This window comes from Amycolatopsis alba DSM 44262, from assembly GCF_000384215.1.
Lineage (GTDB): Bacteria > Actinomycetota > Actinomycetes > Mycobacteriales > Pseudonocardiaceae > Amycolatopsis > Amycolatopsis alba.
In genome coordinates, this window is record NZ_KB913032.1 from 1,829,821 (window position 1) to 1,852,153 (window position 22,333).

The 22,333-nt window shown below is 67.9% G+C and carries 16 protein-coding genes and 2 tRNA genes; 7 read left to right on the forward strand and 11 right to left on the reverse strand.

Going from position 1 to position 22,333, the window contains the following annotated elements; all coding sequences use genetic code 11:
- Nucleotides 1-223: 223 nt before the first annotated feature.
- Nucleotides 224-1,669: an alpha/beta hydrolase family protein gene (locus AMYAL_RS0108390; protein WP_245192835.1), complete on the forward strand. Its 1,446-nt coding sequence runs from the start codon at nt 224-226 to the stop codon at nt 1,667-1,669.
- A gap of 287 nt (nt 1,670-1,956) precedes the next feature.
- Here the strand turns inward: AMYAL_RS0108390 and AMYAL_RS0108395 are convergent, their stop codons facing one another.
- Nucleotides 1,957-3,234, reverse strand: coding sequence for an erythromycin esterase family protein (locus AMYAL_RS0108395; RefSeq protein WP_020630859.1), 1,278 nt, complete (start codon nt 3,232-3,234; stop codon nt 1,957-1,959).
- A 200-nt stretch (nt 3,235-3,434) separates the two neighbouring features.
- Between AMYAL_RS0108395 and AMYAL_RS0108400 the strand changes: the two genes are divergently transcribed.
- On the forward strand, nt 3,435-4,538 hold the full coding sequence (locus AMYAL_RS0108400) for a serine hydrolase domain-containing protein (RefSeq protein WP_026466861.1): 1,104 nt from the start codon (nt 3,435-3,437) through the stop codon (nt 4,536-4,538).
- A 563-nt stretch (nt 4,539-5,101) separates the two neighbouring features.
- Here AMYAL_RS0108400 and AMYAL_RS0108405 read toward each other — a convergent pair.
- The 3 genes from AMYAL_RS0108405 to AMYAL_RS0108415 all read right to left on the reverse strand — a co-directional run bounded on the left by AMYAL_RS0108405 (nt 5,102) and on the right by AMYAL_RS0108415 (nt 6,179).
- A tRNA-Glu gene (locus AMYAL_RS0108405) sits at nt 5,102-5,174 on the reverse strand.
- Between the two features lie 131 nt (nt 5,175-5,305).
- Nucleotides 5,306-5,377, reverse strand: a tRNA-Gln gene (locus tag AMYAL_RS0108410).
- A gap of 67 nt (nt 5,378-5,444) precedes the next feature.
- Nucleotides 5,445-6,179 (reverse strand): HAD family hydrolase, encoded by a 735-nt coding sequence (locus AMYAL_RS0108415; protein ID WP_020630861.1) that lies wholly within the window; start codon nt 6,177-6,179, stop codon nt 5,445-5,447.
- Nucleotides 6,180-6,732: 553 nt separating this feature from the next.
- Between AMYAL_RS0108415 and AMYAL_RS0108420 the strand changes: the two genes are divergently transcribed.
- Nucleotides 6,733-7,971, forward strand: a complete 1,239-nt coding sequence (locus tag AMYAL_RS0108420; RefSeq protein ID WP_020630862.1) for an FAD-dependent oxidoreductase — start codon at nt 6,733-6,735, stop codon at nt 7,969-7,971.
- A gap of 56 nt (nt 7,972-8,027) precedes the next feature.
- Here AMYAL_RS0108420 and AMYAL_RS0108425 read toward each other — a convergent pair whose 3' ends face one another.
- The 6 genes from AMYAL_RS0108425 to AMYAL_RS0108450 all read right to left on the reverse strand — a co-directional run bounded on the left by AMYAL_RS0108425 (nt 8,028) and on the right by AMYAL_RS0108450 (nt 18,013).
- Nucleotides 8,028-8,801, reverse strand: coding sequence for a fumarylacetoacetate hydrolase family protein (locus tag AMYAL_RS0108425; RefSeq protein ID WP_020630863.1), 774 nt, complete (start codon nt 8,799-8,801; stop codon nt 8,028-8,030).
- A 19-nt stretch (nt 8,802-8,820) separates the two neighbouring features.
- Nucleotides 8,821-10,446 carry a citramalate synthase gene (cimA, locus tag AMYAL_RS0108430; protein WP_020630864.1) on the reverse strand — a complete coding sequence of 542 codons (1,626 nt, stop codon included), beginning with the start codon at nt 10,444-10,446 and terminating at the stop codon, nt 8,821-8,823.
- A gap of 283 nt (nt 10,447-10,729) precedes the next feature.
- Nucleotides 10,730-11,773, reverse strand: a complete 1,044-nt coding sequence (locus AMYAL_RS0108435) for a 3-isopropylmalate dehydrogenase (protein ID WP_020630865.1) — start codon at nt 11,771-11,773, stop codon at nt 10,730-10,732.
- A gap of 236 nt (nt 11,774-12,009) precedes the next feature.
- Nucleotides 12,010-15,414: a S8 family serine peptidase gene (locus tag AMYAL_RS0108440; protein WP_020630866.1), complete on the reverse strand. Its 3,405-nt coding sequence runs from the start codon at nt 15,412-15,414 to the stop codon at nt 12,010-12,012.
- 294 nt (nt 15,415-15,708) lie between these two features.
- Nucleotides 15,709-17,307 carry a phosphoglycerate dehydrogenase gene (gene serA / locus AMYAL_RS0108445; RefSeq protein WP_020630867.1) on the reverse strand — a complete coding sequence of 533 codons (1,599 nt, stop codon included), beginning with the start codon at nt 17,305-17,307 and terminating at the stop codon, nt 15,709-15,711.
- 139 nt (nt 17,308-17,446) lie between these two features.
- Nucleotides 17,447-18,013, reverse strand: coding sequence for a TetR/AcrR family transcriptional regulator (locus tag AMYAL_RS0108450; RefSeq protein ID WP_020630868.1), 567 nt, complete (start codon nt 18,011-18,013; stop codon nt 17,447-17,449).
- Between the two features lie 98 nt (nt 18,014-18,111).
- Between AMYAL_RS0108450 and AMYAL_RS0108455 the strand changes: the two genes are divergently transcribed.
- The 4 genes from AMYAL_RS0108455 to AMYAL_RS0108470 all read left to right on the forward strand — a co-directional run bounded on the left by AMYAL_RS0108455 (nt 18,112) and on the right by AMYAL_RS0108470 (nt 22,006).
- Nucleotides 18,112-19,020 carry a TIGR03620 family F420-dependent LLM class oxidoreductase gene (locus tag AMYAL_RS0108455; protein WP_020630869.1) on the forward strand — a complete coding sequence of 303 codons (909 nt, stop codon included), beginning with the start codon at nt 18,112-18,114 and terminating at the stop codon, nt 19,018-19,020.
- Nucleotides 19,017-19,853, forward strand: a complete 837-nt coding sequence (locus AMYAL_RS0108460; protein WP_020630870.1) for a TIGR03620 family F420-dependent LLM class oxidoreductase — start codon at nt 19,017-19,019, stop codon at nt 19,851-19,853. Before AMYAL_RS0108455 ends, AMYAL_RS0108460 begins: the two co-directional genes overlap by 4 nt.
- A complete protein-coding gene (locus AMYAL_RS0108465; protein WP_020630871.1) occupies nt 19,837-20,793 on the forward strand; it encodes an ankyrin repeat domain-containing protein in 957 nt (318 codons plus the stop codon). Before AMYAL_RS0108460 ends, AMYAL_RS0108465 begins: the two co-directional genes overlap by 17 nt.
- 319 nt (nt 20,794-21,112) lie before the next feature.
- Nucleotides 21,113-22,006, forward strand: a complete 894-nt coding sequence (locus AMYAL_RS0108470; RefSeq protein WP_020630872.1) for a nuclear transport factor 2 family protein — start codon at nt 21,113-21,115, stop codon at nt 22,004-22,006.
- Here the strand turns inward: AMYAL_RS0108470 and AMYAL_RS0108475 are convergent.
- The gene (locus AMYAL_RS0108475) at nt 22,003-22,266 is read right to left on the reverse strand and encodes a DUF397 domain-containing protein (RefSeq protein ID WP_026466862.1); all 264 of its coding nucleotides are present in this window, start codon (nt 22,264-22,266) and stop codon (nt 22,003-22,005) included. The genes AMYAL_RS0108470 and AMYAL_RS0108475 overlap by 4 nt on opposite strands.
- Between the last annotated feature and the right edge of the window lie 67 nt (nt 22,267-22,333).

The following is a 22,333-nucleotide window of genomic DNA, read 5'->3' on the forward strand; positions in this document are numbered from 1 at the left end:
TGCACCGCCACGCACATGAGACCGGCGTCTGACGGCATCCGGCCGGGATGCGACCTGAGGAGGAGTTCCACCACCTCCCGCGGTCGCAACCGGGTCGCCGATCCGACCTGCCGGATTGCCACTGCCGTCGCACCGGACGCGCTCCGGATTACGCTCCCGGTCGCCGGGAAATGGCGACCGGGGAGCGATGTGGCCGCGCCTCCCCGGCGCCGACGATGGCCGGGTGACCGAGATCATCACGGGACTGAACCTGTCCCTCCTGGAAATCCTTGCGCTGCTTGGTGCCGTCGCTCTGGTGATGGCTCGCTGGCTTCCGCCCGCCGCACGCTCCCGTGCCACGATCGCTGCGGGAGCGGCGCTCCTGGTGTCCGCGATCGCGCTGGGCGTGACGGGGATCCGCTGGCAGCTGCTGCCGGTGCTGGCAGGCGCCCTCCTCGCTGCGCCGTTCGCCTTCTCTCCCTTGCTGCGACGTCGTACCGGCCGTCGGGCTCGCTGGTGGCTCGCGTTGCCGGGATCGCTGGCCTGCACCGGGCTGATCACCGCGGGCGTCGTGGCCGCCTGGGCCTTTCCCGTCCCCGTATTTCCTGGGCCTTCGGGGCCGTTCGCGGTCGGCACCCGCGTGCTGCAGTGGACCGACCCGCTCCGCCCCGAGACCTTCACCGCCGATCCGCTCGACCGGCGCACGGTCGTGGCCCAGCTCTGGTACCCCGCGCAGAACAGCCCCGCGGACGCACCGCGGGCGCCCTATCTCGGACGCACGGAAGACGAAGCGCGCACCGTCTCCGAAGCCCTCGCCCGCGGAACCGGCCTGCCGGGGTTCTTGATGGACGACGTTCCGCGCGCCCGCACCCATTCGGTCTTCGGTGCCCCGGTGGCCCGCGAAGGCGGACGGTTCCCGATCGTGCTGTTCTCGCCGGGGTCCAGCGGGGTGCGCACTCAGAACACCGCCTGGGCTGAGGAGCTGGCCAGCCGTGGCTACGTGGTCGCCGCCCTCGACCACCCGTACGACTCCGCAGCCGTCGTCCTGGCCGACGGCCGGACGATCACCACCGAGACCGTCTCCAGTGGCGACCGGGACAAGGACGAGGAACTGGCGGCAGGCTGGACCTCGGTCCGGGCCGCCGACCTCGGCTTCGTCCTCACCCGGTTGACGGATCTGGACCGCGCTGACGGCGCCGACCCGCTGGCCGGCCGCCTGGACACCGGCCGGGTCGCCGCGACCGGCCACTCCCTGGGAGGCGCCGCCGCCCTGCAGGCCGTCCGGAACGACCACCGGTTCGCGGCCGTCATCGATCTCGACGGCTACCCGCACGGCCCAGTATCGCCCGCCCTCGACCGGCCCGCGCTCGTGCTCACCCAAGCCATCACCCCGGAAACCGACCCGCGCTACCTGCCCCGCCTCACCGAGGCGCTCGAACGCGGCACCGCGACGAGCTACCGGCTCACCATCCCCGGCGCGGCCCACCTCACCTTCACCGACGGCCCCCTGTACCTGCCGCCGGTGCCCTCGATAGTCGGCTCACTGGGCCGCACCGAAAGCCCGCGGGTCGTCGCCGCGGCCACTCTCGCCTTCCTCGACACCGTTCTCCGAGGCGCTCCCACCGACCTGGCCGTCGCGCTACCCGCCTACGGCGACCTCAGAGTCCACCACCCGGACACCGCCCGCTGACCGGCACGGCACCGCGGAAAGCACGCGACGTCGGCGCCAACCCCCGCAAGGTCCAGCGGGCGCAATGCCACGCACTGGCAAGGTGTCGCCTGCCGTCAACACCTTCCTGCTCCGGTGAAACAGGCCCGCACCGTGGTGACGAACGGGTCTGGGGAATCGGTGATCTCCCGAGTTCTGTCCGCGGTTCACGGCCTGACCGTCGTCGGGTCACCGGTTTGCCGATAACGCACCAGTTTCTCCGCGCACACGTTCGCGGTACCCACCGCTCCGTACGGCCGGACGAACCGTCACGAGCGCTTGGCGGCCGCAGTGACGTCGTGGAGATGGATCACGACGTCGAACGACTGGGTCAGTTTGACGTTCTGGATCTTGGTCGGATACTGGGTGCCGATGAACCGGGTCGGATGCGAAGCCGCCAGCCAAGCCCGTGCCCGCGTGGGCGCGGTGCGGAGGTCGAGGTAGAAGTCCTCGTAGGCGACCCGGTCGAGCGTGGCCTCCGCCGTGTCCGGCGCGGCGGCGCCCACCGTGAACTTCTGCCAGTCGCCGCCGCCGACCGACTCGCTCGTCGACAGGAACGAGCCACGCTCGAAGGTGAAGCCGATCGGAACATAGTCGCTGCCGAAAGCGTCACGCAGGAAGGCACCTTGCGTCTTCGGGTGTACCGGGTAGTCGGCCGCGAGGTACCCGACGTGGTTGTTGTGCGCCGACGTGAGGATCTTGCCCCCGAGCCGCCGCTGCCACCACTCGACGTTCTCCGCCATCACCCGGTCACGCAGACGCGTGAACTCCGGCACTGTGGCCTCGTCGGCCGCGTCGACGCTGAGGAATTCAGCCGTCCAGGCGATATTGCGCGCGTGCTGCACGACCCACGGATCACTCATACCGCTGACCAGATCGAGTGCTTGCTTGGCCTTGGCTGCGAGCTGTCGTCGTTCCGCCAACGGCTTGTTCAGGTACGTGAACGCGTCGATCGGGCGCAGTCCGGAGTAGAGCTCCGTGAGCTGCGGCAGCTTCTCCGGATGCTCCCTGCGCACGTACCCGGTGACCCGCTCGAAGAACGCGTCGTCCACCGCGGGCGCACCGATGTCGTGCCCCAGGAAGTGCACGGTACGGCCGGGATGATCGCGGTTGTAGGCACGCATCCACTGCAGCAGGCTCACGAATTCTTCACGATCCCACGGGCTGCCCGCCAGGTTCTTGGCGACGACCTCGCGGACGTCACCCTTCCCGGTCTGCAGGTACTCATCGATATTCACACCTGCCGACCAGCTCACCTCCAGCGCGAACGCGGTGAATCCCTTCTGCTCGACCAAATACCGGAACACCCGCTCCTTCATCGCGAAGAACTCGTGCGAACCATGTGTCGCCTCGCCGAGCCCGACCACCTTCGCATCACCGATCATCTGCCCCAGCGCACGCAAATCGACCGTCGGACGGCCAGGCTCGGTCCACAGCAACGGACGGGCCATCTGCTCCAACGCGCGAACCGGGTCAGTCTGCCGGTCGGCCGGTGCCGCCTGCGCGACCGCCGGAATGAAAAACGACGCCGCCAACGCCGCCGCCATTACTGTTCTCCTCTTAAGCTCCATGAAGAAATCCTCGCAAGTCACGCCCGGCAGCGTGATGGCGCCAGCATCCACATCCGTGGTAGCGTAGGCACCACCGTCCACAGCGGAGTTCTGCACGACAGGGTGGTGCCTGCGCTACCTTGGAAAGTAGCGTTCAGTAGATCGTCGACAGACTTCGAAGTCAGTATTCTCGCCGCATGCGAAAAGCTCTTGTAGTCGCGATAGCGGCAACTGTTTTGACGGCGGGTGTGGCGCAGGCATCGCCCAGTGATCTGCAGCGTGACCTGGACGCCATCCGGGATTCCGGCGCCGTGGGCGTCCAGGCACGCCTGGTGTCGCCAGGTAAGGAAAGTGTTGGCAGCAGCGGCACTTCCGTGCGCGGCCACCACGTGCCGGTGCCGACCAACGGCCACTTCCGGATCGGCAGCGACACCAAGACCTTCGCCGCGACCGTGCTGCTGCAACTTGTCGCGCAAGGCCGTATTTCACTGGACGACAGCGTCGAGAAATGGCTGCCGAATCTCGTGCAAGGGAACGGCAACGACGGCAACCTGATCACGGTACGCAACCTGCTCCAGCACACGAGCGGCATCTACGACTACCCGCACACCGCGGAAATCGAAATGCAGACCGAAGCCGGTTTCCGCAAGCACCAATTCAAGCGGATGGCCCCCGAAAAGGTCGTGGAACTGAGCGTCGCGCATCCGCCGGTCTTCGCACCCGGCAGCAAGTGGGAGTACTCGAACGTCAACTACATCATCGCCGGCATGATCATCGAAAAGGTCACCGGCCGGTCGTGGCGTGACGAAGTACGGGACCGCATCATCAGGCCGCTCGGCATGCACGACACGACCTTGCCCGGCGACTCCCCCTTCCTGCCGTGGCCGCACGCCGAGGGATACACGCTGACCGGCACCGGAGCGTTCCGCAGCACCGAGGTCAGTCTCGGATGGGGCGGCGCGGCGGCAGAGATCGTGTCGACCACCAAGGACCTCGGCAAGTTCTGGCGCGCGCTGCTCGGCGGCAAACTGCTCCCAGCCGCCCAGCTGGCCGAAATGAAGACCACGGACCCGCGCGGGCTCTATGACGGCTACGGACTCGGTGTGCTCCGCCACGTGACGAACTGTGGCATCGTCACCTGGTTCCACGACGGCGGCACCCCCGGCTTCGCCACCGGTGGCGCCGTCACCGACGATGGCCGGACCAGCGTGATCGTGTCGCTGTCGAACGACGGCAAAATCAAGGACCAGATGGCAGCCAAGACGCGCTTGGTCGACAACGCGATCTGCCGATCACGCTAAAGCCCGCAAGCGCAAAGGACGTCGCTTCGCGCCGGGATGCCACGCGCCTCCCTCCTGGTTCTCTGTCCCGCAACGACAGAGAACCAGGAGGACCAGGTATTCAGGGCTGGCGGGGTCGGGGCGTTCGCGCCGGTGTCCCCGGTCGGCGACGGCGAGGATGGCGGTGCCCGTGGCGTCGAGGGCAGCGGTGAGGGTCACCGTGCCATCGGGGGTGTCGGTTGACACACCCCGGAGCCGCTGAACTCGACATGTCTCCTTTGCCGGAATATCGAAGCCGGGCAGGCCACAGTGGACGACAGCGCCACGGCGCACCTCGACGCAAAAGACAAGAAGCAGACGGCGAAACCCACTTCGTCTGATCTGAACCTTCTCGAAGCGCTCCCCCGGCTCACCGTGAAGATGCATGATGCAGCGGACCAAGTGACCGTTACCACCAAACTGCCGGTCGACCAGGTACCGGAAACCGCTGCGGCCGCAGAAAGGATCAGCGACGCGATGACTTCCGCCGAAATGCAAAAAGTCCCGACCGAAACGGTCGGGACTTTTTGGGTGGAAGCTGTACGTACCCCCGATGGGATTCGAACCCACGCTACCGGCGTGAGAGGCCGGCGTCCTAGGCCGCTAGACGACGGGGGCTAGGAATTTCTCCTCTAAGAGGAGGTTTTTCAGTTGTTCACCTGCTGTGTTGCTGTGGAGAAACTTACCAGACCGGGTTTCCCGCCTTTGCAGGGGGGTCACTCTGTGTTTCACTCCGGAGAGTTCTCCAGCTGGGGTACCAGGACTCGAACCTAGACTAACTGGACCAGAACCAGTCGTGCTGCCAATTACACCATACCCCAGTGAGGTGCTGGTCAGTAAACCAACACTGCCGGTCTTGACCGGCTCAGCACCGCACGAGAGGAAATACTAGAGCACGCTGTTCCGCACCGTGAAAGCGGGGGTCTCCGTGGCGCGCTGGGCCGGGACGCCGAGCTTCGCGAACTCGGAAACGAGCAGCTCAGGGAGCTCATCGAGGCCGGAGATCGTGTGCACGCCCGCCGGGGCACGCTCGGCGATGCCGTCCCGGTCGAGCCACACGGCCCCCAGGCCGGCGTCGCGGGCGCCGATGGCGTCGGTGTCGAGCTTGTCGCCGACATGGACGGCTTGCGCCGGGTCGCAGCCGAGGCCGAGGCAGACCGAGTGGAACATCGCCGCGTCCGGTTTGGCTACTCCGAGTTCACCGGCGATGGCCACGTGGTCGAAGAACCGGGCGAGGCCGAGATCGGCGATCTTCTTGCGCTGATGGGTGCCCGAGGCGTTCGTGACGGCCGCGACGAGTACGCCGGCGGCCCGCAGCCATTCCAGGCACGGGAGGACATCTTCAAACAATTGCCACGAACGGGTGAGGATTTCACGGCGGCGTCTTTCGAAGCCGCTGACCTGCTCTTCGTCGGCGAGAATGCCGATCTCGGCGAGGAAACATTCAGTACGCGTGTGATGCATGGTCGTGTAATCGATTTCGCCGGCGACCACCAGCGCGACATGCTCTTCGGTGATGAGATCCCACAGTGGCCAAAGATCGTTCCGGCCGGTGAGCGCGCGCAGGCTGACCCGGATCGCGGCCGTGCAGTCGATCAGCGTGTCATCGATGTCCAGACACACCAAGCGTAACTCCGGCGGCTCCCAGGGGGCTCCCTCCGGAGCGTCCGGCGTGGTTCGTGACGAGGTCCGGGGCACGAGAGCGAAATCCACCAAGTGAGGCTAGGGCACCCAGCGCGATCGCGACTCTGCCGATGAGGTGATTAAGACTGCTCTGTTCCGGCGCGGGCACTCTACTCCCAGTTGGTGAGATGACGTGTTTTAGTTACCGGACAACGGCTAACGCGACCAGCCGGGTGAAATGCCGATACCCGGCCTCCGGTCCGATCCAGAGTGCACACACGCAGTGACGACACCGGAAATCCTTGCGTGACTTGAAGTGCGGACCGTCCACAAGGGCATTACCGCGATCGCCGTCCTTCGAGGACCGTGCACCCACCATCGAATCCTTTTTGGACAGTCGTCTCGATCATCGGCGAGAGCACGCGAACCGGTGAAACCCAGGCCATAGCCCGATCAGCGTATCCGCCGGATGGCGCTTGACGCGCCGGTCGGACGGGTGCATCCTGAGTTTATTCAACAGGTGATGAATAAGGGTTTCGAAGGGGTGGGACGGATGAACGAACGCACGAACTGCGTGGTCGTCGGCGGTGGCCCCGCGGGCATGGTCGCCGGATTGCTGCTGGCCAGGGCCGGGGTCGAGGTCACGGTGCTGGAGAAGCACGCGGACTTCCTGAGGGACTTCCGCGGCGACACCGTGCACCCGTCGACGTTGACATTGCTCGACGAACTGGGCCTCGGCGAGAAGTTCCTCAGCCTGCCGCACAGCGAGATCTCCTACGCCGGTTTCCCCGCCGAGGACGGCACGATGATGCGCCTGGCCGACCTGACCAGGCTGAAGGTGGCGCATCCGTACATCGCGATGGTCCCGCAGTGGGACTTCCTGGACCTGCTCGCCGACGCCGGCGCGAAGGAACCCACGTTCACGCTGCGGCAGAGCACCGAGATGACCGGGCTGGTCATGGAGCAGGGCCGGGTGAGCGGGATCCGCTACCGCACCTCCGAGGGCGTCACCGGCGAACTGCGCGCCGACCTGGTGATCGCCGCCGACGGTCGCTGGTCGCTGGCCCGGCGCGAGGCCGGGCTGATCTCGAAGGAGTACGACACCCCGTTCGACGCGTGGTGGTTCCGGATCTCGCGCAAGGACGGCGAACTGGAGGGCAGGCTGACCCCGAAGATGCGCAACCGCCGGTTCGCCGTGCCGCTGCCGCGCAAGGGCTACTTCCAGGTCGCCTACCTGGGCCCGAAGGGCGAAGACCTGCGGACCAAGGGCATCGAATGGTTCCGGGAGAACGTCGCCGAGGTCTGCCCCGAATTCGCCGACCGCGTGGACGAGCTCAAGACGACCGACGACGTCAGGTTCCTCGACGTCAAGATGAACCTGCTGCGGAAGTGGCACCTCGACGGGCTGCTGTGCATCGGTGACGCCGCGCACGCGATGTCACCGGTCGGCGGGGTCGGCATCAACCTCGCGGTGCAGGACGCCGTCGCGGCCGCCACCCTGCTCGCCGAACCTTTGCGCCGGGGCAGGCCGTCGGTGACGGACCTGGCGAAGGTCCGTAAACGCCGCCTGGCGCCCACGATGCTGGTTCAGGGGCTGCAACGGCTGTTGCACAAGAACGTCATGCGACCGGTGATGGAGGGCAGGCGCAACGGCCCGCCCGCGGTGATGGTGAAGCTGTTCAGCCGCTTCCCGGTGCTGTCCTACGTCCCCGCGCGGCTGCTGGGCCTGGGGCTGCGACCCGAGCACGCCCCGGCCTTCGCGCGGCGGGCGATGGAACCGGCCGGTGATTAGCTCCTGAACGCCATGAACGGCCCGTCCCTTGCGAGGAACGGGCCGTTCAGAGCGGGCTAGACGTCCTGGACCGAGTTGGTCAGGGTGCCGATGCCTTCGATGGTGATCGAGACCGACTGGCCGTCCTCGATCGGGCCGACGCCCTCGGGCGTGCCGGTCAGGATGACGTCGCCGGGCAGCAGGGTCATCACCCCGGACACGAACTCGATCAGCTCGGGGACCTTGTGCACCAGGTCCGACGTCCGGCCGTCCTGCTTGAGCTCACCGTCCACCTCGGACTTGAGCGCCAGGTCGGCCGCGTCGAGCGAGGTCTCGATCCACGGGCCCAGCGGGCAGAAGGTGTCGAAACCCTTCGCCCGGCCCCACTGGCCGTCGGACTTCTGCAGGTCACGCGCGCTGACGTCGTTCGCCACGGTGTAGCCGAGGATCGCGCTCGCCGCGCGGGCGGCGGGCACGTTCTTGACCGGCTGGCCGATGACGATCGCCAGCTCACCCTCGAAGTCGACGCGGCCGACACCGCGCGGACGGCGGATGGGCACGTTCGGGCCGATCACCGTGGTCGACGGCTTGATGAACAGCATCGGGTCCTTGGGGATCTCGTTGCCGAACTCGGCCGCGTGCTTGGCGTAGTTCCGGCCGACCGCGATCACCTTCGACGGCAGGATCGGCGCGAGCAGCCGGACGTCGGCGAGCGGCCAGCGTTTGCCGGTGAAGTTGGGTTTGTTGCCGAAGGGGTGCTCGGCGATTTCCAGTACCTGGGCGTCGTCGCCGTCCCCTTCGATCGAAGCGAACGCGACACCACCGGGATGAGCAATTCGGGCTAGACGCACTCCCCCACTGTACGACTCCTCACGCCGGGCCCTCGCTGAGGGACTTGTGGACGAGCGCGTCGCACAGCGCGAGCCAGCTCGCTTCGACGATGTTGCCGTGCACGCCGACGGTGGTCCATTCCCGCTCTCCGTCACTGGTCTCGACGAGCACGCGCGTGACGGCGTCGGTGCCGGGGTGACCGGGCAGGATGCGCACCTTGTAGTCGGCCAGCTCGACACTGTCCAACCAGGACAGATGCGGGCTGAGCGCCTCGCGCAGGGCGGCGTCGAGCGCGTGCACGGGGCCGTTGCCCTCGGCGGTCGCGATCACGCGCTGCCCGGCGACGTGCACCTTCACCGTCGCCTCCGAGACGACCTCGCCGTCGGAGCGGTGGTCCAGGACGACACGGTACGACTCGAGTTCGAACGGCGGCTCGTCGAGGACGTCGCTCTGGGGGCCGTCGACCTCCCGCCGCAGCAGCAGTTCCAGTGAAGCGTCCGCGGCTTCGAAGGACCAGCCTTCGGATTCGAGTTTCTTCACCTTGCGTACGGCGCTCGTCAGCGCCTCGGGCTGGCCGGCAAGGTCGACCCCGAGCTCACGTCCCTTGAGCTCCAGGCTGGCCCTGCCGGCCATCTCGGTGACCAGTACCCGCATGTCATTGCCGACAGAAGATGGATCGATGTGGTTGTACAGCAACGGATCCACCTTGATCGCGCTCGCGTGCAGTCCCGCCTTGTGGGCGAAGGCCGACGCCCCTACGTAAGCCTGGTGGGTGTAGGGGGCGAGGTTGGCGATTTCGGCAAGGGCATGGGAGACACGGGTGAGCTCGGCGGCGCCTCCGGTCGGGAGGACCTCCATGCCGAGCTTGGTCACCAGATTCCCGGTCACGGCGAACAGATCGGCGTTACCCGCCCGTTCGCCGTAACCATTGGCGGTGCACTGGACGTGCGTCACGCCGGCCTGCACGGCGGCGACGGAGTTCGCCACCGCGCAGGAAGTGTCGTCCTGACAATGGATTCCGAGCCGGAATCCGGTCCTTTCCTTGACCTCGCGGACGGTTTCCGCGAGACCGAGCGGCAACTGGCCGCCGTTGGTGTCGCACAGCACGGCGACGTCGGCACCGGCGTTCATTCCCGCGTCGAGCACCTTCAGGGCGGTGTCCGGGGAGAACGCGTAGCCGTCGAAAAAGTGTTCCGCGTCAAGGAAGACGCGACGTCCTTCGCCGACGAGGAAGGCGACGGTGTCCCGCACCATCGCGCAGGCTTCGTCGACGTCGACCCGCAGCGCGCGCTCGATGTGCCGAAGGTCCGACTTGGCCACCAGCGTGATCACCGGGGCCTGGGAATCGAGCAGGGCCCGCACCTGCGCGTCCTGCTCCGCTTTGGCTCCGGCCTTCCTCGTCGCACCGAAGGCGACGAGGGCGGCGTGGTTCAGTTTCACTTCACCCGAAGCGGCGCGGGCGAAGAATTCCGTGTCCTTGGGCAGCGCGCCCGGCCATCCGCCTTCGATGAACCCGACCCCGAGATCGTCGAGCAGCCTCGCCACCGCCAGTTTGTCCGTGACGGAGTAGGAGATCCCCTCGCGCTGCGCGCCGTCGCGCAACGTCGTGTCGTACAGGTGGAAAGCGTCGCCGAGCGGTGTATCGGCGGGCTCCTTGCGAGTCACGGGGAACTCCTCGTGGTGGTGGTGAAACTGGTTCAGGCAACAAAAAAACCTCCCGCATGGGTGCGAGAGGTTGCGCGCCGGGGGCTCTTGTGGAGCGGTTATCCGGCGCGCTCGGCGATAATGATGGTGCAGGAGGTCACGAACGCATCATGGCACACGGTCTCACCGGGCGTCCACAAGCCGGGCGATACTTCCCATCCGCTGAGACCGCCCCCAAGTACATGAAGGCCCCCTTCCCGCACCTGGGTGCAAGGAAGGGGGCCTTCATGTACTTACGAGAGAACTACTGTGTGACCGGGCGCACGTTCGACGAAACAAGCGCCGCGAGCCGGTCACCGATCGCGTGCGTCGCACCGGGCGACGCCTGGTCGCGGGTCGCCAGATCGAAGGCGACCGAGGCCTCGATCCGCCGCGCCGCTTCCTTCTGTCCCAAGTGGTCCAGCAGCAGCGAGACCGACAGCACCGCGGCGGTCGGGTCGGCGAGACCCTGGCCCGCGATGTCCGGCGCGCTGCCGTGCACCGGCTCGAACATGCTCGGGTTCCGTCGCGTGATGTCGAGGTTCCCGCTCGCCGCCAGCCCGATGCCGCCGGTCACCGCCGCCGAGAGGTCGGTGACGATGTCGCCGAACAGGTTGTCGGTCACGATGACGTCGAACCGGGACGGGTCGGTCACCAGGTGGATCATCGCCGCGTCCACATGGGAATACGCGACGGTCACCTCCGGGTGCTCCAGCGAGACCTCTTCGACGATCCGCGACCACAGCGAACCCGCGTACTCCAGCACGTTCGTCTTGTGCAGGAGCGTCAGGTGCTTGCGCGGCCGCGCCTCGGCGCGGTTGAACGCGTCGGTCACCACCCGCCGGACGCCGAACGCCGTGTTGACGCTGACCTCCGTCGCGATCTCGTGGTCGGTGTCCTTGCGCAGCAGGCCACCGTTGCCGGCGTAAGGGCCTTCGGTGCCCTCACGTACGACGACCATGTCGATCTCGCCACCCTCGGCGAGCGGGCCGCGCACACCCGGATACAACCGGGCGGGGCGCAGGTTCACGTGGTGGTCGAGCTCGAACCGGAGACGCAGCAGCAGGCCACGCTCCAGAATGCCGCTCGGCACCGTCGGGTCGCCCACCGCGCCCAGCAGGATCGCATCGTGCTGACGGAGTTCACCGAGTACCGACTCCGGCAGCAGCTCACCGGTGGAGTGCCACCGGGCGGCGCCGAGGTCGTAGTTCGTGGTCTCCGCCGTCGGTACGACCTCACCGAGCACTTTGAGCGCCTCGGAGACCACTTCGGGCCCGATCCCGTCTCCTGGGATCACCGCGAGCCGCATCCACACACCTCCGTAGACCAGGCCACCGGCAGTCCGGATGGCCCATCCGCAAGAAAACGCCAGCAGCGGAAGGTTACCGGCTGTAGCCCGGTAGCCGTAGCCGCACCACCCTTATGCCGGAGCCTCCCACAGAGCGAGACAGCCAAAAGAGTGAATACAAGAAGGGACGCCCTGGCGTGAAGCATGTCGCCAGGGCGTCCCTCACCTCATCGAACGCAGGTCATCGCACGATCGCGTCAGCCGACACCGATCGGCTGACGTCCGGTGTGCCGCCCGCCGTTACCCGCCCGGTCGACACCCGATTCGCCGTTGCCGTTGTTCGTCTGGATCTTCACCACGTTCGCCCGGTTGCCCGAGGCGTTGTGGTGATCGATCGCCAGCAGGCCGAGGACGGTGTCCTGGGCGGCCGCGTTGCGGTTGACCACCAGCGCCGTGCCCGGCTTCGCGACGTAGCCCAGCGCGGAGTCGCCGCCGCCCTGGACCGAGTACGCGGGAGCAAGGGCGTCGAACGCGAGCGGCGTGCCGACGTAGTCGATCGTCGACGAGCCCGCACCCGGAGCCGCGTAGAACCCGGAGGTCCCGACCGTGTAGCTGATCTTGTGCGACGCGGCGTTCGGGTCGATGCCCAGCGCGGCGATGCTCACCGGCAGCACGACGGCGTTGGTGTCGAACACGTTCGTGTCGACGTCGCCGAGCTGGCCGTTGACCGGCTGGATGTCCACCTGCGGGAAGCCCGGCTTCAGCGCCACCGTGACCGCGACCAGGACGTCGGTCGCCGTCACCTTGGTGACATAGGTCTCGAAGTCCGGCTGCCCGTCGCCCGTGGTGTCGATGTCCACGAACGGCGAGGTGTTGCTGCCCAGGTTGGCCAGGTCGCTCCAGGTGGTGAGACCGAAGGCCAGCAGCGCGTTCTCCGGTTCACCCTGTGCCTTGGCCAGCGGAGCCGTGGACGCCGCGCCGATGTAGCGCAGGTCGGCGCCCTTGGCGGTCTGGTTCAGCGTGCAGTCGGTGGTGACACCGGCTTCGCACTCGGGCAGCTGGGGGGATTCCGCCTGCAGCTCGAGCACGCTGATCAGCGAGCGGTACCGCTGCGAACCGGTGCCCTGGTCCACGCCCTTGCCGGTCAGGTTCAGCACGGCCTGGTTCTGGCCCGCGCCGAAGTTGACGTTGCCAGGGGTGTTGATGGACGAGACGGGCTTCGGCGCGGAGTACACCGAGAGCCGCAGCGGCACGGTCGTGCCGCTCTTCGGGGTGAACGCGATCCGGCCGGAGGCGTCCGCCACGAACTGCCGGGCAAGGCCGACCTGCGTGGTCGCCATGGTCGGGTCGATGACCTTGCGGAGCGCCTTGGGGTCGGCGATCTTCAGGGTCACCTTCACCGTCGCGATACCGCGCGGGCTCAGCTTGACGGTCGGCTTGTCCACTGTGTACTCGACACCGGGGAGCGCGTTCACGGCTTCGTAGCCCACCGAGTACTCGACCGGCTTGATGCCCTTGTTGACCACCTTGACCGTCTTGGTCAGGGTGACCGGGCCGCCCGCTTCGACGACGCCGAAGTTGACCGTGACGGCGCCGGGGTTGTCGACGACGTAGGCCAGGACCTGGTTGTCCAGCGCGGCCTTCGCGTCGATCCGGCCGCTTCCGACACGCTGCGGCGCGTAGGTACGGCCCGACGCGTCGTGGATGTCGTGCCCGGCGGTGTTGATGACCGAGGCCTTGACCTCCTCGACCGACCAGTCCGGGTGCGCCTGCCGGATCAGGGCGGTGATACCCGAGGTGTGCGGAGCCGCCATCGACGTCCCGGAGATGACCAGACGGCCCGCTCCGCTGCCCGCCAGCGCGGACGAGATCGTGTCACCGGGCGCCGAGACGTCCGGTTTGACGGCCGGTCCGCGCCCGCCACGCGAGGTGAACGAGCTCGGGGTGTCCACAATGGACTGGTCGGAGGTCGGCACGGACACGCGACCCTTGCCGGTCATCCGGACCTGCAGCGTGCCGGCGGTCAGCGCCGGGCGCAGCGAGGCGGTCGCGCTGCCGGTCAGCTGGAACGTCGGCGTGGCCGCGTTGCCCGCGATGCCCGCCGAGAAGTGCTCCAGCGTGGACGAGAACAGCGCGCCCTTGGCACCGGCGGCCTGCGCGTTGTTCGAGCGGGCGCCCGAACCGCAGGCACGGGTCGCGTCGTTGTCGTCCCATTCGAGCCAGACGATCTTGCCCGCGACCTTGGCCTTGTCGGCGTCGGAGTACGGGTTGCAGCCCGCCGCGTTGGCCGCGGACAGTGCGACGACCGGCGCGGTGACGTCGAGCGTGTCGTAGGCCTCGTAGTTCTGGCTGAACTGACCGGTCTTCGAGCCCTTGACCCCTTCGGGTGCCACGGCCTCGACGGCGTCGCGCAGGACGGAAGCGTCACGGCTGCTGGCGACGGTCAGCGCCTCGGGCGTGTTGCCCGGCGCGCCGCCGACGTCGTTGAGGTCACCGCCGTTGCCCGCGGAGAACACCGGGACGACGTTGTTCGCGGCGATCTTGCGCACGAACAGCGAGTCCGGGTCGTCCGGGGTGGCGAAGTCCCCGCCCAGCGACAGGTTGACCACGTCGAGGTGGTCGGTGAAGTCGCCGTCGCCGTCCGGGTCGAGCGACCAGTCGAGCGCCTGCGAGGTGACGTTGGTCGAACCGGCGCAGCCGAAGACCTTGATCGCGTACAGCAGGGCCTTGGGCGCGGTGCCAGGCCCGATCTGCATCGCTTCGAGCTTCTTCTTGTTCAGCTTCTTGTAGTCGCCCGTGAACGTCTTGCCCGCTTCGTCCACACCGAACCCGGCGACCGTGCCCGCGACGTGCGTGCCGTGGTGGCCACAGGCGAGCGGGTTGGGGTCGGGCTTCGGGGTCTTGAGGGCCGGGTCGCTGCTGCCCGAGTCGTAAGCGTCGCCGACCAGGTCGACACCGCCGACGACCTTGTCCGTCGGGAAGGCCGGGGTGGCCTGGTCGCGGTTGATCGCCTTGTACGCCTCGACCGTGCCCGGACCGCCGAAGTCGGCGTGGGTGTAGTCGATGCCGTCGTCGATCACGCCGACGCGGATGCCGTCGCCGTAGCGGCCGGTCTGCTGCCACGACGCGAGCGTGTTGGTCAGCTGGACCGCGCTGGAGTTGGTGCGGGTCTTCGGCACGACCGTCTTGACCGAGACGACGTCCGGCCGCTTCGCCAGGTCGCGGATCTTCGCCGCGTCGGCCGTGACGACCGCACCCGCGACCGCGTTGGCGGTCTGGGTGACCAGCTGGGTGCCCGCGTCGGCGGCCTTGAGCTGGCCGACGACGGAGTTCACCGTCGCGGCGGCGTTCGCCTTGGCGTCCTTCGCGGCCTTCTTGGCCTTCTCCTTGCCGGCACCCTTGTTCTGCTCGGCGTTGAAGGCGTCGACGGCGGGCTGCTTGGCCAGCTCGACGAAGGCGGTGATCTGGCCTTGGGCGGCCTTGAGCTTCGGCTCGACCTTGCCCTGGAACGCGTTACGGTCGATCTTCGCCGGCGTGATGCCGTCCGCGAGGGGGACATCCTGTGCGGCCGCGGTCGCCCCGGTCACGGACGTCGCGAGCAACGCGGCGAAGACCGCGGCCGATGAGCGGATGGCCCATCGGGGTACGCGGGATCTGTTCATGAGTATGTGCCCTCACTCGAGGCCTCGACTCGGAACCTGCCTGCCGCTCGAACACACCCCCGACGGTGAGCCCCGGCGCCGCGCCGTGCCCTTGACGGCGCGATGGTTCGGCCTCGCCGGAAGAACCTATCCGGGGACCAGCCCGACTTCAGTAGGCATTTTTCACCGTTATTGAATCTTGCTCTTCGCAACGCTCTGACTACCGGGGAAAAGTATTCCTGTAACGCGAGCAACGTGTTGCCACATAACGAAAGCCGCGTCCGGGGACGCGGCTTTCGTCAGATGGCTTTCAGATCAGCCGAAGTTGACCGCCCGGATCGTGTGCGCGCCGACGGTCGCGCCGATCGGCTCCAGCAGGTGCGAGTCCACCGAACGGTCAACACGCAACAGCATGACCGCGTCCGCTCCGTCAGTGGTCTGGCTGATCTGCGCGGCCTCGATGTTGATGCCCGCCTCGCCGAGCAGCGTGCCGACGCGGCCCATGATGCCGGGGCGGTCCGGGTACTCCAGCAGCAGCACGTCGCCCTCGGCGCGCAGGTCGAAGTGGCGGCCGTTGACCTCGACCAGCTTCTCGACCTCGTCCTTGCCGGTGACCGAACCGGACACCGAAAGAACCGTGCCGTCGCCGTGGACCGCGCGAACGGTGACCAGGCTGCGGAATTTGGGGCTTTCGGACTCGGTGACCAGATCGACCTGGACACCCAGCTGCTCCGCCACGCGCGGCGCGTTCACGAAGGTGACCTGGTCTTCGACGACGCCGGCGAAAACGCCGCGTTCGGCCGCGAGCGGCAGCACGCTGACGTCCTCGGCAGCCAGCTCGCCCTTGACCACGACGGTGACCGAGGCGGGCGCCTTCGGGTTGAGCGCGGTCAGCACGGTGCCGAGCTTCTGGGTGAGCGAGAGGTACGGCCGGACGTGCTCGCCGACCGTGCCGCCACCGGCGACGTTCACCGCGTCCGGCACGAAGTCGCCGCGCAGCGCGAGCAGCACGGACTTCGCGACGTCGGTGCCCGCGCGGTCCTGCGCCTCGGCGGTCGACGCGCCGAGGTGCGGGGTGACGACGACGTTCGGCAGGCCGAACAGCGGGCTCTCGGTGGTGGGCTCGGTGACGAACACGTCGATGCCCGCGCCGCCGACGTGGCCGGAGCTCACCGCGTCCGCCAGCGCCTGCTCGTCGATCAGGCCGCCGCGCGCGGCGTTGACGATGATGACGCCCTGCTTGGTCTTCTTGAGCGCCTCGGCGCCGATCAGGCCCTTGGTCTCCGGGGTCTTCGGCAGGTGGATGGAGATCGCGTCGGCGCGCTCCAGCAGCTCGTCCAGCGTGACCAGCTCGATGCCGAGCTGCGCGGCGCGGGCGGCCGAGACGTAGGGGTCGTAGGCGATGAGCTTGGTGTCGAAAGCGGCGAGCCGCTGCGCGAACAGCTGGCCGATCTTGCCGAGGCCGACCACACCGACGGTCTTGCCCTGGATCTCGATGCCGGAGTAGCTGCTGCGCTTCCACGCGCCGCCCTGGAGGCTCTGGTCCGCGGCCGGGACCCGGCGGGCGACCGCGAGCAGCAGCGCGACGGCGTGTTCGGCGGCGGAGACGATGTTCGACGTCGGCGCGTTGACCACCAGGACACCGCGTTCGGTGGCGGCGGGGACCTCGACGTTGTCCAGTCCGACGCCGGCGCGGGCGACCACCTTGAGCGAGGTCGTGGCGGCGAGGACCTCGACGTCGACCTTCGTCGCGGACCGCACGAGCAGCGCGTCCGCCGTCTTCACGGCTTCGAGCAGCGCGGGACGGTCGGTACCGTCCACATGCTGGACCTCGACCTCGTCGGAGAAGACGCTCAGCACGGAAGGAGCGAGCTTCTCGGCGATGAGGACGACGGGCTTGTTCGGCTTGGTCACGATACGGCTCCCACTATCTGGTCTGTGCCTGCGACTCGGGGCTGATTGGCTTCTCGGCGGGAAAAAGTGCTTCGAAGCGGTTGACGGTCACGCCGTTGTGCCCGGTGCGCCGCAGTTTAGACCCGGTGACAGTGGATTGTTAACTCGCCCGTAATCCCGCGAAAACGAGATCGAGGAGCCGTTCGAGGCCCTTGTCACCCGAAAGATGTTCACTGGCCCAGGAAAGCGCGTGCAACAGCACCAGCAGTTCGTGCGCTGTGACGTCCGCCCGGAGCTCACCCGAGGCCTTCGCCCGTTCCACCAGATGGGATACACCGTCCCGCATGGCGTGACATGACGCGTACAGCGGCGAGGTTTCGTCGTCGAGGACGTCGACCATCAGTTCAGGCAGGCCGCGGTAGCTCGCCGACTGATCGCCCATCCCGGCGAGCCAGGTCTTCAGCGCACTCATCGGCTCCGGCGAGTCCAGGAGTTCGCGCGCCCCCTCGGCCTGCCCGTCGAACCTCTCGCGGAGCACCGTCTCGACCAACGCCTCCCGTGTCGGGAAGTGCCGGTAGAGCGTTCCGATACCGACGCCTGCCCGGCGGGCGATCTCCTCCAGCGAGGCGTCGACCCCGTGCGCGGCGAAGGCGAGCCTCGCCTCTTCGAGGAGGCGCTCGTAGTTGCGCCGGGCGTCCGCCCGCAGCGGCTTCTTGTCGGTGTCCATCGCGCTCCAGAGCCTAGTCTCGACAAATCGGAGGTAGCCTCCGTATAGTCGTGCGAGGTAACCGGAGGCTGCCTCATGTTAGCTGGGGAGAACTGATAATGAACCTGATCGAAGAGACTCGCGACCGGCTGGGACCGGTGGGGGTCTGGCTGCCGCTCGCGCCCTTGGCCCCGCCACCCGACGCGGAACTGCGCGCGATGCGGCGGCTGGAGGAACTGGGGTACCGCACGGTGTGGAGCGGCGAAGGCCCTGGCAGCCGGGATCTGTACGCGCACAGCGCCATCACGCTCGCTTCCACCGATCGGCTGGTGGTCGGCACCGGGATCGCCAACATCTGGTCGCGACCGGCCTACACCACCCAGAGCGGCGGCCGGACGCTCGCGCACGCCTTCCCCGGCCGGTTCGTCCTCGGCGTCGGCATCGGCCACGAGAGCCAGGCGGCGAAGTCCGGGTCGGCCTACCGGCCACTCGAACAGACCAGGGAGTACCTCACGGCCATGTCGGCCGCCGCGGCGGAATTCCCTTCACCCGTCCCGTTTCCGACGATTCTCGCCGCCGTGGGCCCGAAGATGCTCGAACTCGCACGAGACCTGACGGACGGTGCGCACCCGTTCGCCCAGCCTTTCGAGCACACGCCGTATTCCCGCGAGATCCTCGGCAAGGACAAACTGCTCATTCCCACCCATTCGGTGCTGCTCGGCGACCGCGAGGAGGCTCGGGCGGACGTCGCGAAGACCGTCCGCGTGATGAAGCAGTTCGGGATCCAGCACTACCTGAAGGGCTGGAAACGGCTCGGCTACACCGAGGCCGACATCGACGGCGTCAGCGACCGGCTCGTGGACGGGCTGATCGCGTGGGGCGACGAGGAGCGGATCGCCGGGCGGATCAAGGAACTCGTCGACGCCGGGGCGGACACCGTTCTCGTCAGCCCGGTGGGCGACGACCTCGATACCCTGGTGACCCGGCTGGGGCGGCTGGCCCCGGCGCTGGCGGAGGTGACCCGATGAGCCTCGGGATCTGGACATTCTCGTTCGACGGCAAGGAAATCGGCGAAGTCCGCGATGCCGCTTCGGAAGTCGAAGAGCTGGGGTTCGACACGTTGTGGTTCGGGGAGTATCTGGGCAGGGAGGCGTTCACGCAGGCGGGACTGCTGCTGGCGGCGACGTCCCGGCTGACCGTCGCCACCGGCATCGCGCGGTTCGACCAGCGGGAACCGGCCACCGCCGCGGCCGCCGGGCGGACCCTCGCGGAGGCCTATCCCGGCCGGTTCGTCCTCGGGCTCGGCGGGCACCGGCCGGGGGCGAAACCGCTGGAAGCGATGCGCGGGTACCTCGACGCCATGGACGCGGCGGAACTGTCCACACCGGACTCCCCGCATCGAAGGCTGCTGGCCGCCCTGGGGCCGAAGATGCTCTCTTTGGCCGCGGAGCGCGCCGACGGGGCGCATCCGTACTTCGTCCCTGTCGAGCACACCGCGCAGGCGCGGGAGGTCATGGGGCCCGAGGCTTTCCTCGCCGTCGAGCAGGCGGTCGTGCTGGGTTCGGATCGGGAGATCGCGCGGCAGCACGTGTCGTCGTACCTGGAACTGGCGGCTCATCACCGGGCAAATCTGCGGCGATTCGGGTTCACCGAAGAGGATTACGGCTCCGACAGGCTCGTGGACGCGTTGGTCGCCGTCGGGGAAGACGCGATTTCTTCGCGGGTGCAGGCACATCTGGACGCGGGCGCGGACCATGTCTGCCTCCAGGTCCTGACCGTGGACGAGCGGATCCCGCTGGCCGAATGGCGGGTTTTGTCGGAGGTGGGGGGTAGCGTGCGGAAGCGTGACGTCACCGGCTGAACTCGCTTTCGAGCAGGCACGGGAATTGATCGACGCGCGGGACCTCGCCGGACTCGCGCGCCTGATCGGCGACCTGCCCACGCTCGTCCACGCGCACGGGAAGAACGGGAACGACCTGCTCGGCATGGCCGCCGCCACCCGCGACGAGCGGCTGTGCCGGATCCTGCTCGACCACGGGGCCGATCCGGCGTCGGCCAACGTGCACGGCTGGACGGCGTTGCACCAGGCCGGGTACGTCGGGCTGCCACTGCTGGTCACGATGCTGCTCGACGCTGGCGCCCCGGTCGGCGTTCCCGCCCGCGGCGACGGCGGGACACCGCTGGTGGTCGCGCTGTTCTGGGGCCATCGCGAGGCCGCCGAGGTCCTGGCCGCCCGTGACCTCGCCCCCGGCAATCTCCGGGTGGCGGCGGGACTCGGCCGGGCCGACCTGCTCGACGAACTGCTAGCGCCGGACGGCACGCTCTCCCCCGCGGCGGGCGCGCATCGCGAGTTCCATCGGCCGCACAGCGGTTTCCCGGTCTGGCGGCCGAGCGATGATCCGGCCGAAATCCGCGACGAGGCGCTCTCGTGGGCCGCGCGGAACGACCGGTCGTCCGCGGTGCGGAGCCTGGTGGCGCGCGGCGCGGACGTGGACGCCGACGTCTACCGGGGCACGGCGCTGACCTGGGCCGCCGCCCAGGGGAAGGCTTCGGTGATCAGCACCTTGGCCGAACTGGGCGCTTCGGTGAACCACCAAGGGACGTTCGGCGGCCTTTCGCACGGGAACGGCGTCACGGCGCTGCACCTGGCCGTACAGGGCGGGCACGTGGACGCGGTGCGGGCTTTGCTGGCGGCGGGGGCGGATCCTTCGCTGGAGGATTCCTTGTACTCGTCGTCGGCTTTGGGGTGGGCCGAGCATTTCGAGCAGGCGGAGATCTTGGCGATGCTGCGGGCGGCCTGAGCCCGCGGCACCTTCCCGCTTCCCGCCCCCGCTCGCTCCCGATCCCGTGGTCCGCCAGGCGTGCGGCCATGCGGAAAGCGTTGCGAAAGCCACTTTCGGGGCATCAGACGTCCTGAAAGTGGCTTTCGCGACACCCGAAGCCGGCACGCGGGCAAGGCAGTACCCCGCGTTGCGAAAGCCACTTTCACAACCTTCAACGTTGCGAAAGTGGCTTTCACAACGCCTGCACGGCCGCCCGACAGGTGGACAAGTGGAGTCTGTAGTCCGTATCGTCAGAGGCGGACTACAGACTCCGTTTCTGTCCTACTGGGAGACCTTCATGACCACACCCCACGACGTCTTCGGCACACTTTCCGACGAGATCACCGCCCGAAACTGGGAAGCGATCTTCGACCTCTACGCGGAAGACGCCGTCGTCGAAAACCCGCAACGCCCGCCCGTGCCGGCCCGCTTCGAGGGCCGCGAGACGCTCCGCAAGAACTTCAGCGGAGGAATCAACGTGCGCATGAGCAGGGCGGATGTCCTGATTCACGGGACAACCGACCCGGAAGTGATCATCGCCGAGTACCGCAACGTCGGCGAGGCTCTGGACACCGGGAAATCCTTCGACATCGCCAACATCCAGCTTCTCCGGGTCCGCGACGGGCTCATCGCCCACTCGCGCGACTACCACGACTACCTGCGCCTCACCGCGGCGCGCGATGGCCTGGAAGCACTGAAAAAGAGCTACGAGACCGCGGAACGGGAGATCACTCCGGTTCCGCCGCGCCCCGCGTCGACGGCGGATCCGAAGAGCCCGCGCGGCGTGTTCGAGCGGCTCGCCTACGGCGTCGCGGACGGCGACTGGGCCGGGCTACCGGAGCTCTACGCCGAGGAAACCCATGTCACGCACCCGTTCCTGCCGGGAGCGGAAACCCTGAAGAGCCGGGAGGACCTGCGTGAGCACTTCAAGTTCGGCGAGCGGGGCAAGGTCCGGTTCCAGGTCCGCGACCTGGTGATCCACGAAACCCTCGACCCCGAGGTCGTGATCGGCGAGTTCGACTACCAGGGCACGGTCGGGGACAGCGCGGAATTCCGTGTCTCCAACATCTTCGTGCTGCGTGTCCGCGACGGGCTGATCGTCGAATCCCGCGACTACGCCGACCATCTCGCCCTCGCGGCCGCGACCGGACGGCTCGACGACCTGCTCGCGCGCGTCCAAGACAGCGCCTAACCCGGCAGGTCGAATTCGCCGTCTTGGACGCCTTTCACGAACGCGTCCCATTCCGACGGCGTGAAAACGAGGACGTCGCCCTCCGGACGCGACGCCTGGCGCATCGCGGTGTAGGTGACGCCGTCCGTATGCGGCACCAGCGCGTACTCGACGCAGTCTTCGAGATTCGCGCCGTCCGGTTCCGCCCGGATCCACTGCGCGTCGCTCAGGTCCAGTTCGTGCCGGATGTGGGCCTTGTCGTCCACCGGCTGCTCACTCATGGTGCCCACGCTATCGCTTTCCGGCGTGCAAACCGAAGGGGCCCTTCGCCGCGTGAAAACGTGGCGA